The sequence below is a fragment of the Paraburkholderia sp. MM6662-R1 genome (assembly GCF_050436245.1).
Lineage (GTDB): Bacteria > Pseudomonadota > Gammaproteobacteria > Burkholderiales > Burkholderiaceae > Paraburkholderia > Paraburkholderia tuberum.
This window is the reverse complement of the sequence record NZ_JBNDLV010000004.1, coordinates 790,607-805,042: the sequence shown is the minus strand read 5'-3', so window position 1 is coordinate 805,042 and position 14,436 is coordinate 790,607. Positions and strand designations below refer to the sequence as shown.

Below are 14,436 nucleotides of genomic sequence, written 5' to 3'. Positions count from 1 at the left end.
TGCCGCACGTTGCCCACGATGGACGCGCCCGCGGCTCAGGAAGCGCTCCACATCTGCGCGCTGTTGACGGCGGCGGCGTTCGGCAAGGAAACAGGCTTGACCGGCAGTGCGCGGGCGGTGGCACGCACCGCGATGTTCACGGCAGCGCGCCGCTATATCGACGCAAATCCCGGCCAACCTGATCTGACGGTCGACTGCGTGCTGGCCATGTCGCAGCTGTCGCGGCCCACGCTGTATCGATTGTTCGAGCCGGAGGGTGGGCTTCACGCGTATATCCGCAACCAATTCATGGAGATGACAACGTGGTGAAGATCGATCCTGACCGGCTGATGGCCGACCTCAAACGGCTGCGCGGTTTCGGCGCGACCGGTCCCGGCGTGGTCCGGCTCGCGCTGTCGCCGGTCGATCTGGCGGCACGCGAATGGCTGGTCGGCCGGATGACGGAGGCGGGGCTCGACGCGCGCATCGACGGCGTCGGCACCGTGTTCGGACGCTCGCGCAATAGCGGTCCCGCGCTCGTGATCGGCTCGCATACCGACACGCAGCCGACCGGCGGCTGGCTCGATGGCGCAATGGGCGTGATGTACGGGCTCGAAATCGCCCGCGCGCTAGCGGAGCATGACGCGACGCGGCACCTCGCCGTCGACGTCGCGTCGTGGATCGACGAGGAGGGCACGTTCTCGGGCCTGCTCGGCAGCCGCAGCTTCGTCGGCGAGGCGGTCGACGACTCGATTCGCGGCGCGACGAATCGGCAGGGCGAACGCCTCGCCGACGTACTCGAGGCCGCTGGACTGGCGGGCCGACCGCGTGCGCGTTTCGAGGCAGGGCGCCAGGTCGCGTATCTGGAGCCGCATATCGAGCAGGGCGGACGTCTCGAAGCGATCGGCAAAGCGATCGGCGTCGTCACGACGATCGTCGGGCTGCGCGAATCGCGGCTGCGCTTCACGGGTCAGCGCAATCACGCGGGCACGACGCCAATGGCGATTCGCCGCGACGCGGGCGCGGCGCTCGTCGCGTTCATCACGCGGATGAACGACGCGTTCGGGCAGCTGGCGGACGCGGATACCGTCTGGACCGTGGGCCGCGTAGAACTCGATCCGGGCTCGATGAGCGTCGTGCCCGGCGCGGCCGACATGTACCTGCAATTCCGCGATGCGAACCCCGCACGGCTTCAGGCCATGGAACGCGCGCTCGCGGAACTGGTGCGCGATTTCAACGCGCACGACGCGGTGAGCGTCGAATTGCAGACGCTCGACGAGCCGATCGAACCCGTCAGCATGGACGCTACGCTCGCGGAGCACATCGCGCGAGCCGCCGAAGCACTCGCGCCGGGCCAGTGGCTGCGCATGCCGAGCGGCGCCGCGCACGACGCGCAGGTGATCGCGCGTTGCATGCCGGCGTGCATGATGTTCGTGCCGAGCATCGGCGGCGTGAGTCACGACTTTATCGAGGACACGGCCGAGGCGCATATCGTGCTCGGCTGCCAGGTCGCGGCGACGGCCGCGGCTTCGATGCTGCTGCAGCTATCGGCTGGGCATTCCTGAGGGCCGCGCTACTTCCACTTGTCGCCGAGCGCGTCGAGCCCGGCTTTCATCAGATCCTCGGGCAGCATCGCGATGCGCAGCTCGCAGTCGGCGTCGAGCGTCAGGAACCACGGTTCGGCAAGCGCGGGGATCGCCGATGCATCGGCGACCTCGACGACCGCCACCGCGCCGCGTTTGCCCTGCTGCTCGGTGAAGTAGATGGCTTCTGGTTTCATGTCCTCGAGGATCTTTCTCATCAGGTCGCCGATTCGGCCTTCGCGCACGAGTGTGCTGAACGGTTCGTTCGGTATTTGTATGTTGAGAAGCATGCGCATGTCATCCTCCTGTTCGATACCCCAAAGGGCATCTTAAGGATAGGTGTTGCATGCGCGGGCGATGGTGCTGATCGCGGACGAAGCATCGGCGATTACAGCCGGTGGGTGGCGCATCGTGCCGGGTGTGTGCGCTGCTTTAGCTACCGAACAGCGAACCCTGCGTTCCCCGGCTCGGCTGACGATGCGCCGGTTTCGCGGGCGCATCGTCCTTGACCGCTTGCGCCGCTCCCCGCTCAGGCGCCCGCCTTTGCGCGTGGTCCGCCGCTGCTTCGAGCGAGGTCTGCCCCGCCTCCAGCGAAAGCAGCAGCATCTTGTTGGCGAGGCCGCCGGCGAATCCCGTCAGCTCGCCCGACGCGCCGATCACGCGATGACACGGCGCGACGATCGAGATCGGATTCCGGCCGTTTGCCGCGCCCACCGCGCGCACCGCATTGACGTTGCCGATCTGCTGCGCGATCTCCGAGTAGCTGCGCGTCTGGCCGAACGGAATGGTCAGCAGCGCGCGCCAGACCTGCTTCTGGAACTCGGTGCCGTGAAAGTCGAGCGGCAGATCGAAGGCCTGGCGCGTGCCCGCGAAGTACTCGTGCAATTGCCGCGCGGTCTCGACGAGCACCGCGAGTTCGTTCGCTTCGCTCATTTCGCCGAGTCGCACGCGGTTCGGCTTGTCGTGCTCCCACAGAATCGCGGCGAGGCATTCGCCTTTCGCCACCAGCTTCAACTGACCGACCGGCGAATCGATCAACTTGTATGCATACGTCACTTTCTCAGGCTCCTGACAGGGTGGCGGCGCAAGGACTTGCGAGGCGGCGGCGTTTCGACGACCGGACGCGCAAAACTGCATGAAGGCTGCGCCGTTATCCGATAGTGTGTCGCTTGCGTGGCGCGAACGCGCTCCAGATATTGCTGTCTCATTCGCATTCGACATGGCCGCGACGGCCGTGACCCCCGCGACGCTCGCATCACTGTACCGCAGAGAACCCCAGATGACCTTCGACTCAGTAAAATCGACAGCTTCGGTACGACGCGCTGCGGGCGCTACCCGATCTTCTTTCCCACGACTGTGACCACGACTCTAGAACAACTGCGGGCCGGGCGACTGGCGGGTGCGCGCGAACTCAAACTCGCGTGCGGCCTGAGCGAATTTCCGTGCGAGATTTTCGATCTCGCCGATACGCTCGAAGTGCTCGACCTGTCGAACAACGCATTGACGACGCTGCCGGACGATCTGCCGCGTCTGCGCAAACTGCGCATCCTGTTCGCGTCCAACAACCCGTTCACCGAATTGCCCGGCGTGCTCGGCGAATGCGCGCAACTGAGCATGATCGGCTTCAAGTCGAATCGCATCCGCGAGGTGCCGGCGCGCGCGCTGCCGCCGCTGCTGCGTTGGCTGATTCTGACCGACAACGATCTCGAACGCTTGCCCGCGGAGCTCGGCCGCTGCACGCAACTGCAGAAGCTGATGCTTGCCGGCAACCGGCTGCGCGCGCTGCCCGAGGAGTTGGCCGCATGCACGCGGCTCGAACTGCTGCGGCTCGCGGCGAATCGTTTCGATGCATTGCCGCGTTGGTTGCTGGGTCTGCCGCGGCTTGCGTGGCTCGCGTATGCGGGCAATCCGTTCAACGCGGCGCTCGAACAGGCGGCGCTCATCGACACACCGATCAGCGGCATTCGTTGGGATGCGTTGCAGCTCGAACTGCCGTTGGGCGAGGGCGCATCGGGCGTCATCTATCGCGCGGCGCTGCACGCGGACAACGAGCCCGCGCCGCGTGCGGTCGCCGTCAAGCTGTTCAAGGGCGCGGTGACGAGCGACGGTTTGCCCGACTGCGAGATGGCTGCTTGCATTCGCGGCGGCGAACATGCGAACCTGATCCCCGTGCTCGGCAAGGTGATCGGGCATCCGTCGGATACGCATGGCCTCGTGATGGGATTGATCGATACGCGCTTCGCCAATCTCGCCGGCCCGCCGAGCCTCGCATCGTGTACGCGCGACATCTATCGCGACGACGCGCGCTTTGACCTTGCGACGGTGCTCGGTATCGCGAGCGGCATCGCGAAGGTCGCGAGTCATCTGCATCGGGGCGGCGTGATGCATGGCGATCTGTACGCGCACAATATCCTGCACGGCGGCGCGGGGCGCGCGCTGCTCGGCGATTTCGGGGCGGCGTCGTTTTTTGACGCCGGCGATCGCGAGCTCGCTATCGCGTTGCAGCGGGTCGAAGTGAGGGCGTACGGCTGTCTGCTCGAAGAACTGCTCGAGCGTTGCGACGTATCCGCTGGACTCGACGCGCAACTCGCCGCCTTGACGACGCGTTGTCTGAGCGAAGATATCGACAGCCGGCCGCTCTTCGACGAAATTGCCGCCAGCGTCGCGTCGTTCGATCGGCCCGTCCGCAACCGGCACGTCCGCAACCGGCACCTCCGCGAAGGAGTCAAGCCATGACGCAGAACATGCGCCGCCGCGTGCTGCTCGCGGGCGCGCTGGCCGCAACCGGTCTCACTGGCATCGCGCTGTTCGCGGACGATGCCGGCGCCGACGTGCTGCCCGGCACGAAGCCGAAGATCGCGCTCGTACTCAAATCGATGTCCGACCCGTTCACGGTCGCGATGGTCGACGCTGCGCGCAATTACCAGGACCACTTCTCGTCGCAATTCAGCCTGACGATTCGCGGCACGGCCAAACAGACCGACACCGCTGCGCAGATCCGCATGGTCGACGAGGCGATCAGGGCGAAGGTGAACGCGATCGTGATCGCGCCGACCGACTCGAAGGCGCTGATCCCGGTGATCGCGCGCGCGATCAAGGCCGGCATCATCACGATCACGATCGACAACCCCCTCGACGATGCGGCGCAAGCGGCCGCCGGCATCTCGGTGCCGTTCGTCGGGCCGAACAATCGCAACGGCGCGAAGCAGGTCGGCCAATATCTGGCCACGCGGCTGAAGCCCGGCGATCAGGTTGGCATCATCGAAGGCGTTTCGGTGAGCAGCAATGCGCAGCAGCGCACGGCCGGCAGCCGCGATGCGATGGATGCCGCGAGCGTGCAGGTCGTCGCGGTCGAGTCGGGTGACTGGGAGTACGGCAAGGCCCGCGACGTGGCCACGAAAATGCTGGCCGAGCATCCGCAGTTGCGCGCGCTGTTATGCGGCAACGACAACATGGCGATGGGCGCGGTCGACGCGATTCGCGACGCGGGTCGCGGCGGCGGCGTCTATGTCACCGGCTACGACGCGATCGATGCGATCAAGCCGCTACTCGCCGACGGCCGCGTGCTCGCGACGATGAACCAGTTCGCCGGCCGCCAGACCGTGTTCGGCATCGACTTCGCGTTGAAGGCGGTGACCGAGCGGCGCAAGCAGCGCGAGTTGTCGAAGGTGATCGAGACGCCGCTGCAACTGGTGACGGGCTGAAGCGTTGAGGCGGCGCGCGACGCGGCAGCGATTTTTTCCGTGGCATGATGATGTCCGGTGTATTGGTATTCAACCACAACGAACCGCTGGGCCTGCCATGTCCTTCCATACCTGGTTGCTTTTCGCCGGTGCCTATCTGCTCACCACTATTTCGCCGGGACCGAACGTTCTGCTCGTGATCCGCAATTCGGTCCGCTATGGAAACCGCGGCGCGGCGGCGAGCGTCGCCGGTAATCTGCTCGCGCAAGGAGTCGTCGTCGCCCTCGTGGCGCTAGGTGTCGGCGCGGTATTGACGACGCTGCCGCCGCTCTTCGTCGCGATGAAAGTGCTCGGCGCGGGTTATTTGGTGTATCTCGGCATCAGGCAACTGCGCGGCGGCAACAAAGAGGCATCGCGGGCCGCGCAGCCGGCGGGCGTCGCATCGTCCGCTTATACGTTCGAGCGCAAGAAGGTATTCCGTGAAGCCTTGCTCGTGTCGGGCAGCAATCCGAAGACGATGATCTTTCTATCGGCGTTCATGCCGCAATTCATCGACCACGAGCGCGGCCTGTCGGAGCAGTTCATCGTGATGTATCTGACGATCGCGGTCACCGTCGCGCTCGTGCACACCATTTATTCGCTCGGTGTGCGCGGTATCCATACGCGCGCCGGAGCCAGCCGTTGGGTCGCGGCCATCAAACGCGGCAGCGGGCTCGTCTTCGTCGCGCTCGGCATCAAGCTGCTGACCGCGCAACGCGGCTAGTCCGTCATGATGCCGGCAAGAAAATGAGCCGAATGCAAAGCATCGTCGATGTGAACGTGCTGTTCCTGAATGGGCAGGGCGAGTGCCTTTTCATCCAGCGCGCGAATACCGGTTTCAGGGACGGCCAGTACGCGTTGATTGCCGGCCATCTCGAACCGGGCGAATCGATCGAGGCATGCGCGATTCGAGAATCGAAAGAAGAAGCCGGTGTCACGGTCGCGCCCGGCGCGCTCGAATTCAAACTCGTGATGCGGCGCGACTCGGACACGAACCGCATCAGCTTCTTTCTCGTGTGCCGTTCATGGCAGGGCGAACTGGCGAACATGGAGCCGCACAAGTGCTCGGGCTTCGTGTGGGCGAAGCCGGACCATCCACCGGCACCGGTAGTCGACTACGTGGCGGCCGCTCTCGCGCATATCCGCGACGGTGTGATGCTGGCCGATTTCAAGCCGTGATTCGCAGAGTTGCTGCTTATCTCGTCACTTTTGCTGACGATTTCCTGAACGAATCAAACCCGCAAAATCCCGCTGAATCGAGCGACGAAACGACCGCCAATTGACGCGGCTCCAATCGCGACGTTCGACGCGAAGGGCGACCTTCAGCACGGCGTGATCTCGCTGTACGACTACAAGGACGGTAAAAAGACGCTGCTGGACGTCGTCAAGATGTAACCGCGAGCGGTACGCCGCGAAAGCACAAAGGGCCGATCAAGCATTGCTTCATCGGCCCTTTGTTTTGACGGTAGCGAGATCGTTCGGACTCAGGTCATTGTGGTTACGGCACGAGCCACAACGCCACCGCGTAAATCACCAGCGACACCGCGAACGTCACCGCCGTATAGCCCATGACGCGCTGAATCCGGATACCCGCGATCGCGACGATCGGCACGGCCCAGAACGGCTGCAGCATGTTCGATACATTCTCGGCCATCGCGACGCCCATTGCGGTGCGCGGCACCGACGCATGCAGGCTGAGCGCCGCGGGCAGCACGAACGGACCCTGCACCGCCCAGTGGCCACCGGCGCTCGGCACCAGCAGCGTGATGATCAGCGAGCTCAGATAGCTCCACAGCGGCAGCGTGACCGGTGACGCGATCGTCACGAACGCTTTCGCGATCATCGACGCGAGACCCGTGCCCTTCATGATGCCCATGATCCCGCCGTACATCGGATATTGCAGCAGCATCGAGCCGGTCTGACGCGCGGCGCGGCGAATCGAATTCGCGTACGCGATCGGCGTGCGTTGCAGCGCGAGACCGATCATCAGGAAGATCAGGATCGTGTTGTTGATGTCGAGATCGAATCCTTCCTTGTGCCACGTCAGCGCCAGATAGCCGATGCCGAGCGCGAGCATCAGCAGTGTGCCGAGCATCGACTGTTCGAGGCGCGCCGCGAGCGATGTCTCGCTGCTCGCGCGGGCATGCGGGTCGTCGCTCGGCGCGTCGGCGGCTGCTTCGCCGCTCTGACGAAACGCGACGACGTTCTCCGCCTTCGGATGCATCTTGATGAAGATCGCGGTCATCACGACGACGACCAGCACGGTCGGAATGAACACGAACGGCGCGAAGATGGTTTCGCTGAGCGGCACCACGTGGCCGGTCGCTTTCTCGACGAGATTCAGCGCATTGCCGTGGGATGCCTGTGATAGCGCGATCGAACTTGACAGCCCGCTGTTGCAGATCGACCAGGCCGAATAGCTGCCCGCGACGAGCCATGCGAAGTCGACGTCGACGCGCCGCGCGATTTCCCGCGACAGCAACGCGCCGACGATGAGCCCGAGCCCCCAATTGAGCCACGCGGCAACCGCGACGACCGGAAACACGAGCAGCGCGGCACGCGTCGGCGAGTTCGCATGCGAGGCGAGCGCGCGCAGACCGCGTTGCACGATCGGCGCTTCCGCGATCGCGTAGCCGGTCGCGAGGATCAGGATCATCTGCAGCGCGAAGCCCAGAATGCCGAACGTGCCGGTGTACCAGGAGTCGAGCAGCGTCGGCAATGTGCCGTTCGGTGCGATCAGCATCGCCAGCACGGCGACGAAGAACGTCAGGCAGATCGACAGTACGAACGGGTCGGGCATGACCTGCTCGAAAACATAAACCAGCCCTTCGACGATGCCGCGCGAAGCGGCCGGTCGGCCGGCGGCGTGGGAGGGAGTGTCTCGCTTCATGTGTGTGACTCTGTGTAGTGCCCGGCCCTGTGCTGGGCGGAGGGGCGGGTACGGCGCGCCGGCGCGGGGTGCTGGCGCGTATTGGCGGCAAACTTGCCTTACCTGATCTTGATCACAGCGGACAGATTGGCGCGAATCCAGGAGGGTGGGCCCAGGCTTGGGCGCGCCTGGCCTCGAACCCGGTGTTGCGCTCGAAAAGACCTCTGTTTCCGTTTCGGTGTTCTTATGGTGAACACGGTTTCGTTAAACGAACGCTGCATTATTCGCGGTGAGCGCGGGCAATGTCAAGAAAAGGTGAAATCGGCTGAGCGGTGGCGGCATCGTTTAATACTTTCCTCGACCTAATTACGCAGAAAAAATATATTGGACGTCTTACTGGCGTTCTTGCACTATTCGTTCCCAGCGCAAAGTCCGCGCTGCGATCCCCACGCCCGCGCGGGCGCTCATCAAAACCGATAACAGCAATACCTGAGGATACAGATGCCTAACTATCGCTCACGCACTTCGACTCATGGCCGCAACATGGCCGGCGCCCGCGCGCTGTGGCGCGCCACCGGCATGAAGGACGACGATTTCGGCAAGCCGATCATCGCGGTCGTGAATTCGTTCACGCAGTTCGTGCCGGGCCACGTGCATCTGCGCGACCTGGGCGCGCTGGTCGCGAAGCAGATCGAAGCGGCCGGCGGCGTGGCGAAGGAATTCAATACGATCGCCGTCGACGACGGCATCGCGATGGGCCACGGCGGCATGCTGTATTCGCTGCCGTCGCGCGAACTGATCGCGGACTCGGTCGAGTACATGGTCAACGCGCACTGCGCGGACGCGATGGTCTGCATCTCGAACTGCGACAAGATCACCCCGGGCATGCTGATGGCCGCGATGCGCCTGAACATTCCGGTCGTGTTCGTGTCGGGCGGTCCGATGGAAGCGGGCAAGATCAAGTCGCCGACCGACGGCCAGGTGATCGCGAAGATCGACCTGATCGACGCGATGATCAAGGCCGCCGATCCGAAGATCAGCGACGCCGAAGTCGCCGAAGTCGAGCGCAGCGCGTGCCCGACCTGCGGTTCGTGCTCGGGCATGTTCACCGCGAACTCGATGAACTGCCTGACCGAGGCGATCGGCCTCGCGTTGCCGGGCAACGGCACCATCGTCGCGACGCATGCATGGCGCAAGGGCCTGTTCGAGCAGGCGGGCAGCCTGGTCGTCGATCTGTGCCGCCGCTACTATCAGGAAGAGGACGCCTCGGTCCTGCCCCGCAGCATCGCCACCAAGCAGGCGTTCGAAAACGCGATGACGCTCGACGTCGCGATGGGCGGCTCGACCAACACCGTGCTGCACCTGCTGGCCGCCGCGCAGGAAGCGGGCGTCGATTTCACGATGTCTGACATCGACCGTATCTCGCGCAAGGTGCCGTGCCTGTGCAAGGCCGCGCCCATGACCGACAAGTACCACATCGAGGACGTGCATCGCGCGGGCGGCATCATCGGTATTCTCGGTGAACTCGCGCGCGCGGAGCTGCTCGATCTGTCGTGCGGCAACGTGCATAGCGGCACCCTCGGCAACGCGATCGCGAAGTGGGACATCGCCGGCGACGCGGGCGAGGAAGCGCAGAAATTCTTCCGCGCGGCGCCGGGCGGCATTCCGACCACGGTCGCCTTCAGCCAGGAAGCGACCTACGCGACGCTCGACACGGACCGCAAGAGCGGCTGTATCCGCAGCAAGGAAAACGCGTACTCGAAGGACGGCGGCCTCGCGGTGCTGTACGGCAATCTCGCGGAGAAGGGCTGTATCGTGAAGACCGCGGGTGTCGACGAATCGCAGTGGCTGTTCTCGGGTCGCGCGCGCGTGTTCGAAAGCCAGGACGACGCGGTCGACGCGATTCTCGGTGACAAGGTCGTGCCGGGCGACGTCGTGGTGATTCGCTATGAAGGTCCGAAGGGCGGTCCGGGCATGCAGGAAATGCTGTACCCGACTTCGTATCTGAAGTCGAAGGGCCTCGGCAAGAGCTGTGCGCTGTTCACCGATGGCCGTTTCTCGGGCGGCTCGTCGGGCCTCGTGATCGGCCATGCGTCGCCGGAAGCGGCGGAAGGCGGCACGATCGGTTTGGTCGAAGACGGCGACGTGATCGAGATCGACATTCCGCAGCGCAAGATGCATCTCGCGGTGTCGAATGAAGAGCTCGCACGCCGTCGCGCGGCGATGGAAGCGCGCGGCGACGACGCATGGCAGCCGACCGATCGCGAGCGTGTCGTGTCGCAGGCATTGCAGGCGTACGCGGCGCTCGCGACCTCGGCCGATCGCGGCGCGGTGCGCGATATTTCGCAATTGAAGCGCAAGTAAAGCGCTGACTGGCGCGGATCAGCGCGGCGGCCCTTTTCGCGGTGACGCGACCGGGCCCCAATAGAGACCGGTATGCGGGCGACTGCATGCCGGTTTTTTTGCGGTGGCAGTGCGAATGGACGATCGCTCAGGCGTCTCCTGCGCAGCCCTGCGCGGAGCCTTTCCTAAGCCGAAAAACTGGAAACGATGTCATCGGCACGCTGCGACGACCCCGCCAGCATCACGCAGTTTCTGCCGTTTGCCGATGAAAGAATCGCCGGAAGCCGTGGATCGCGAGGAGCGAGGCCAGTAGCAGCAACGCGCTTGCGCCCAGTACGACGATATCCGACCGACGGAACAGAAGGAGCGTGGCCGCGACGGCCAGCAGGCCACTTGCCACACACCAATGGCGTATCCCCGGAACCTGAGCGCAAAACAGCGAGCCGAGAACGGCGACGCTCATCAGGCAGGACAGAATCGCGATGCCGATGAAGGCGTTCGGGATGGACATGGCAGCGCAACAATGGGTGTGATCCATGAAGGCTCCTGGCGCAAAACCAGGTCGCGCCAGTTACATCCGCTGCCTTCGCACAAAGCGCATCTCGTACCGGAAGAATTTTTCGCGCCGGATCAAATTGCAACGATTTTCGCCCGACGATTTCCTTTCGAATCGCTGGACAGACGGATCTGGCGTCGACGTAACGGGGCGGTCGCCACGCATAGCCGGATTTCGGCCTCATGCAACCTTCGCGTTACGGCCTGCTTGCGTCTATGCTTGACTCACTTGTTTGGCTGCCAACAACGCCGACGAGGTCTTCTGCAGTCTTCAATAATCGCCCGCTCACCAAGGGCAAACCCAACAGGAGAAAACCAGATGTCACGATCCATCACGCGGCGCGCTTTCATGGTGTTCTGTGGTTTGGCCTTCGCGGGTACGCTGACCTTGGCGCAAGCGGCGCCCGTCTCGTTCGAGGTGCCTTTGACGGGCGCCCAACAGGTTCCGCCGGTGCAGACGCCTGGCAGCGGCACCGCCAAGCTCACGTACGACCCCAGCACGCGGGTCGTCACCTGGAACATCAGCTTCAGCGGATTGACGAGTCCGGCCACGATGGCGCATTTCCACGGGCCGGCCCCGGCAGGTAAAAACGCAGGCATAAAAGTCTGGTTGTCGCAGAAGGGCAACATGGAGGTGACGAGCCCGATCACCGGTCAGGCCACGCTATCTCCGGACGACGCCAAGATGTTCGAAGCCGGTGACATGTACATCAACGTTCACACGAAGGACAATCCGAATGGCGAGATTCGCGGCCAGGTGAAGCCGCCGAAGGGCAGTTGATCCAGGCACGGTAGCCGCGCCCGGAGAGCGGGTTTGCGGCAGGCTCACAGATAAGCCGCGAGCAGCATCACCACGGCAACGCCGACGCCGAATGGCAGCAGCGCCAGCAGCGCTGGCGCCTGCCGCGGGGCGTCCACGGACGAGGGCAGCAGTTTGTAGCCGGTCAGCATCGGGCGCAGCAGGTTGTGTCCCTTCGCTACCGCGTAGAGGGCGATCACGAGCACGTGCAGCACCACCGCGGCAAGCAGCACGTACCAGACAAGGCCGTGCAACGCCGAGATTGCGTTGGCGAGCCACACGGGCACCAGTTCGCTAAACGGCCCTTCGTCGGCGATATCGTTGTTGACGTAGAGCCCGCTCAGCGTCTCGGTCAGCAGCAAGACGAGCAGAAATAGAACCATCCAGCCGCCGGCCGCATTGTGGCCTACCTGCACATCGGGCTCGCGATGAAACAGGCGGCGCAAATGACGAAGCGCAGCCGCGGGTGATGCCACGAAACTGCGAAAGCGGGCGGTCTCACTGCCAAAGCAGCCCCACAGCAGCCGGAAAATAACAAGGGCGAGCAGCGTCTCGCCGACGCGCACGTGCCAGTCGATCCAGTTCAGCTTCAACGTGACATACGCGGCCGTGACCAGCACGACCACCAGCCAGTGAAACAACCGCACCGGCGCGTCCCAGACAAGGACAGGGCGGGTTACGGGCTGGGTCGGCCGCGTGTCGGGTTCGTGAGCATCCATGTGTCGTACCTGCGTGCGCAATCGCGCTCGGACGAAAATCCGCGTGGCTCCTCGGCCACGCGGAAAATCGACGGAGCCGTGCTGGCAAATGAATTCAGTGTTTCGAGCGGGACCGGAAACTTCCCCACACTCTATCCGGCGGGAGCTTAAATCCGATTGCCACTCGAAGAGCAACTGGCGGCGGCGAGCGCGGTCGTTGGCGTCTGTTCAAGCCGATTGCCGCCCAGCGACTTGGCTTGATACAACGCCTGGTCGGCGGCTGAGAGCAGGTCGGTGAGGGAAGCCGTTTCGCGACTTGACTCGGCGAGTCCAATGCTGACGGTGGCGCGAATCCGGTCGCCGTCGGCGCCATGGGACATTGCGGCGAACCGGCTGAGAACGTTCTCGCCTAGCTTTTTTGCGCGGTCGCTGTCGTAGCCCGGCAGCAGGGCGGCAAATTCTTCGCCGCCGATGCGTGCAAGAATCGCGTCCGTACCCGTCACGGCTCGAACGGTTTCCGCGAATGACCTCAAAACCTCGTCGCCGGTCTTGTGCCCAAAGTGGTCGTTGATTCTCTTGAAGTGATCGAGGTCGAACGCAAGAAGTGTGACGGGTAGTCGATTTATGCCGCGGTCGCTGATAATCCGCTCCCCCTCTTCGAAAAACAGCTTTCGATTTCCGAGGCGAGTCAGGTAATCCGTGCGGGACTCCTGCAAAAGCTCACCATGAATTTCTTCCCGGGTCAGCCGGAGCAACTATCAGCCGATCGGCATCGCGCGGGCCAATACAGGCACGATCGGGAACGATGTGTACTGGGACACCGACACCACGACCGCCACAGCCGGCGTCGTGTACGGCACGCCGATTCCCGCGGCGAACGGGCTGACCACCGCGCAGATGAGCACACCGGCATCATTCGCGGGTGAGGACTTCAGTCCGACGGGGGTGTGGGCGATGCCTGCCGGCGCGACGCTTCCGGTGCTGCGCTGGCAGCTGGCGCAATGACGCGTGACTAATCAAGCGGAAGTTGGAAAAAAATTCTAGCTTCCGCTGATTAGTTACCCCCTGACAAATGAACCAAAAGGCGGTCAAATTATCGCGGCCAGCGCACGGGCTGGCCAGTTGAGTCAGGCCCGCCCGCTCAACCCTCGCATCCGCCGGGCGAAATGGGCGCGCTCCGCATCGTCCATCAGCATGAGGAACTGATCCGCTTCCATATGAATCAGTTCTTCGTGATCGCCCGCCTCGAAGTAGACGTCGGGCTGGCCTGCCAGGCTGGATTCCAGGTAGGTTTTCATGCCATACGCCATACAAATTGGCGGCAGCGCTCCCACATCGCAGTCCTTGAATAATTCGCGCAGTTCGACTTCCGTGGCCAGGGCGAGCCGGCGCCCTGTCTTGCTCCAGAGTTCGGAGAGCTGCACGGCGTAAGTTGACGGCAGCACGGCGGCCACGTAGCCGTGTTCGTCTTCGAGGAGCACGGTCTTGGCGAGGCGGTCGCCCGGAATGTGCGCCGCAGCAGCCGTTTCGATACTCGAGTGGCTGTATGGGTGACGCACGACTTCGTAGCGGGAACCCTTGCTGCGCAGGCAGTCCTGCAAGGTTGGCGACATCGACATGGCACACCTCCTGTCGAATACCTGAAAAGGAATGAACAATTGCGATCTTTTCAGAATAGTTCACGCACCGGCAATACGCACGCCAACTGAACGATTCCATCGAGCGATCGCGTCCACCGGTTGAATCCGCCGTTCCTCAGCTGACGTTGGTCGGCCGGTCCGGCGAACGGCACCTTTGGTCCGTGCGAGGCATGGCGCCGCCGCGGACCGAAAAAGTTCGCAAGCTGTTGATCGTTAAGGAACTGAGTTCTACCGTTCTCGCAGGTGCA

At 63.8% G+C, this 14,436-nt stretch carries 14 protein-coding genes and 3 pseudogenes; 10 read left to right on the top strand and 7 right to left on the bottom strand.

Annotated features, from left to right (window positions below):
- Positions 1-18 precede the first annotated feature (18 nt).
- Together OKW39_RS33550 and OKW39_RS33545 are read left to right on the top strand one after the other, a co-directional pair.
- Positions 19-309, top strand: coding sequence for a hypothetical protein (locus OKW39_RS33550; protein ID WP_429564591.1), 291 nt, complete (start codon positions 19-21; stop codon positions 307-309).
- The gene (locus tag OKW39_RS33545) at positions 303-1,544 is read left to right on the top strand and encodes a Zn-dependent hydrolase (RefSeq protein ID WP_429564590.1); all 1,242 of its coding nucleotides are present in this window, start codon (positions 303-305) and stop codon (positions 1,542-1,544) included. Before OKW39_RS33550 ends, OKW39_RS33545 begins: the two co-directional genes overlap by 7 nt.
- Before the next feature lie 8 nt (positions 1,545-1,552).
- On the opposite strand, the gene OKW39_RS33540 is transcribed toward OKW39_RS33545, so the two are convergent.
- Positions 1,553-1,858, bottom strand: a complete 306-nt coding sequence (locus tag OKW39_RS33540) for a panthothenate synthetase (RefSeq protein ID WP_090807469.1) — start codon at positions 1,856-1,858, stop codon at positions 1,553-1,555.
- Positions 1,859-1,994: 136 nt separating this feature from the next.
- On the bottom strand, positions 1,995-2,618 hold the full coding sequence (locus OKW39_RS33535) for a methylated-DNA--[protein]-cysteine S-methyltransferase (RefSeq protein ID WP_429564589.1): 624 nt from the start codon (positions 2,616-2,618) through the stop codon (positions 1,995-1,997).
- A gap of 300 nt (positions 2,619-2,918) precedes the next feature.
- Between OKW39_RS33535 and OKW39_RS33530 the strand changes: the two genes are divergently transcribed.
- From OKW39_RS33530 to OKW39_RS33510, 5 genes and pseudogenes are all read left to right on the top strand, one after another.
- Positions 2,919-4,298 carry a leucine-rich repeat-containing protein kinase family protein gene (locus tag OKW39_RS33530; protein WP_429564588.1) on the top strand — a complete coding sequence of 460 codons (1,380 nt, stop codon included), beginning with the start codon at positions 2,919-2,921 and terminating at the stop codon, positions 4,296-4,298.
- Positions 4,295-5,266 (top strand): substrate-binding domain-containing protein, encoded by a 972-nt coding sequence (locus tag OKW39_RS33525; protein WP_429564587.1) that lies wholly within the window; start codon positions 4,295-4,297, stop codon positions 5,264-5,266. Before OKW39_RS33530 ends, OKW39_RS33525 begins: the two co-directional genes overlap by 4 nt.
- 97 nt (positions 5,267-5,363) lie before the next feature.
- A complete protein-coding gene (locus OKW39_RS33520) occupies positions 5,364-6,008 on the top strand; it encodes a LysE family translocator (RefSeq protein ID WP_429564586.1) in 645 nt (214 codons plus the stop codon).
- 23 nt (positions 6,009-6,031) lie between these two features.
- Positions 6,032-6,463 (top strand): NUDIX hydrolase, encoded by a 432-nt coding sequence (locus OKW39_RS33515; RefSeq protein WP_429564585.1) that lies wholly within the window; start codon positions 6,032-6,034, stop codon positions 6,461-6,463.
- Positions 6,464-6,583: 120 nt separating this feature from the next.
- Positions 6,584-6,679, top strand: a pseudogene (locus OKW39_RS33510) (ABC transporter substrate-binding protein); the annotation flags it as partial.
- Between the two features lie 103 nt (positions 6,680-6,782).
- Here OKW39_RS33510 and OKW39_RS33505 read toward each other — a convergent pair.
- Entirely contained in the window at positions 6,783-8,174 is a 1,392-nt protein-coding gene (locus tag OKW39_RS33505; RefSeq protein WP_429333398.1) for a short-chain fatty acid transporter, read from the bottom strand.
- Between the two features lie 480 nt (positions 8,175-8,654).
- Here OKW39_RS33505 and ilvD point away from each other — a divergent pair, with 480 nt between their 5' ends.
- Positions 8,655-10,517 (top strand): dihydroxy-acid dehydratase, encoded by a 1,863-nt coding sequence (gene ilvD, locus OKW39_RS33500; protein ID WP_429564584.1) that lies wholly within the window; start codon positions 8,655-8,657, stop codon positions 10,515-10,517.
- 220 nt (positions 10,518-10,737) lie between these two features.
- Here the strand turns inward: ilvD and OKW39_RS33495 are convergent, their stop codons facing one another.
- Positions 10,738-11,034, bottom strand: a complete 297-nt coding sequence (locus tag OKW39_RS33495; RefSeq protein WP_429564583.1) for a hypothetical protein — start codon at positions 11,032-11,034, stop codon at positions 10,738-10,740.
- 336 nt (positions 11,035-11,370) lie between these two features.
- Between OKW39_RS33495 and OKW39_RS33490 the strand changes: the two genes are divergently transcribed.
- Positions 11,371-11,832, top strand: coding sequence for a CHRD domain-containing protein (locus OKW39_RS33490; RefSeq protein ID WP_090807453.1), 462 nt, complete (start codon positions 11,371-11,373; stop codon positions 11,830-11,832).
- Between the two features lie 44 nt (positions 11,833-11,876).
- Here OKW39_RS33490 and OKW39_RS33485 read toward each other — a convergent pair whose 3' ends face one another.
- On the bottom strand, positions 11,877-12,569 hold the full coding sequence (locus OKW39_RS33485) for a cytochrome b/b6 domain-containing protein (protein WP_090807451.1): 693 nt from the start codon (positions 12,567-12,569) through the stop codon (positions 11,877-11,879).
- A 146-nt stretch (positions 12,570-12,715) separates the two neighbouring features.
- Positions 12,716-13,303, bottom strand: a pseudogene (locus OKW39_RS33480) (GGDEF domain-containing protein); the annotation flags it as partial.
- A 7-nt stretch (positions 13,304-13,310) separates the two neighbouring features.
- Between OKW39_RS33480 and OKW39_RS33475 the strand changes: the two are divergent.
- Positions 13,311-13,553, top strand: a pseudogene (locus OKW39_RS33475) (filamentous hemagglutinin); the annotation flags it as partial.
- A gap of 122 nt (positions 13,554-13,675) precedes the next feature.
- Here OKW39_RS33475 and OKW39_RS33470 read toward each other — a convergent pair.
- Positions 13,676-14,167, bottom strand: coding sequence for an aminoacyl-tRNA deacylase (locus tag OKW39_RS33470; RefSeq protein ID WP_090807449.1), 492 nt, complete (start codon positions 14,165-14,167; stop codon positions 13,676-13,678).
- Between the last annotated feature and the right edge of the window lie 269 nt (positions 14,168-14,436).

Excerpts from the sequence above, each read along its gene's own strand:
- OKW39_RS33515 (WP_429564585.1), top strand. The coding sequence starts at position 6,032 with ATGAGCCGAATGCAAAGCATCGTCGATGTGAACGTGCTGTTCCTGAAT.
- OKW39_RS33550 (WP_429564591.1), top strand. The coding sequence starts at position 19 with ATGGACGCGCCCGCGGCTCAGGAAGCGCTCCACATCTGCGCGCTGTTG.
- ilvD (WP_429564584.1), top strand. The coding sequence starts at position 8,655 with ATGCCTAACTATCGCTCACGCACTTCGACTCATGGCCGCAACATGGCC.
- OKW39_RS33520 (WP_429564586.1), top strand. The coding sequence starts at position 5,364 with ATGTCCTTCCATACCTGGTTGCTTTTCGCCGGTGCCTATCTGCTCACC.
- OKW39_RS33505 (WP_429333398.1), bottom strand. The coding sequence starts at position 8,174 with ATGAAGCGAGACACTCCCTCCCACGCCGCCGGCCGACCGGCCGCTTCG.
- OKW39_RS33470 (WP_090807449.1), bottom strand. The coding sequence starts at position 14,167 with ATGTCGATGTCGCCAACCTTGCAGGACTGCCTGCGCAGCAAGGGTTCC.
- OKW39_RS33525 (WP_429564587.1), top strand. The coding sequence starts at position 4,295 with ATGACGCAGAACATGCGCCGCCGCGTGCTGCTCGCGGGCGCGCTGGCC.
- OKW39_RS33490 (WP_090807453.1), top strand. The coding sequence starts at position 11,371 with ATGTCACGATCCATCACGCGGCGCGCTTTCATGGTGTTCTGTGGTTTG.
- OKW39_RS33540 (WP_090807469.1), bottom strand. The coding sequence starts at position 1,858 with ATGCGCATGCTTCTCAACATACAAATACCGAACGAACCGTTCAGCACA.
- OKW39_RS33495 (WP_429564583.1), bottom strand. The coding sequence starts at position 11,034 with ATGGATCACACCCATTGTTGCGCTGCCATGTCCATCCCGAACGCCTTC.
- OKW39_RS33485 (WP_090807451.1), bottom strand. The coding sequence starts at position 12,569 with ATGGATGCTCACGAACCCGACACGCGGCCGACCCAGCCCGTAACCCGC.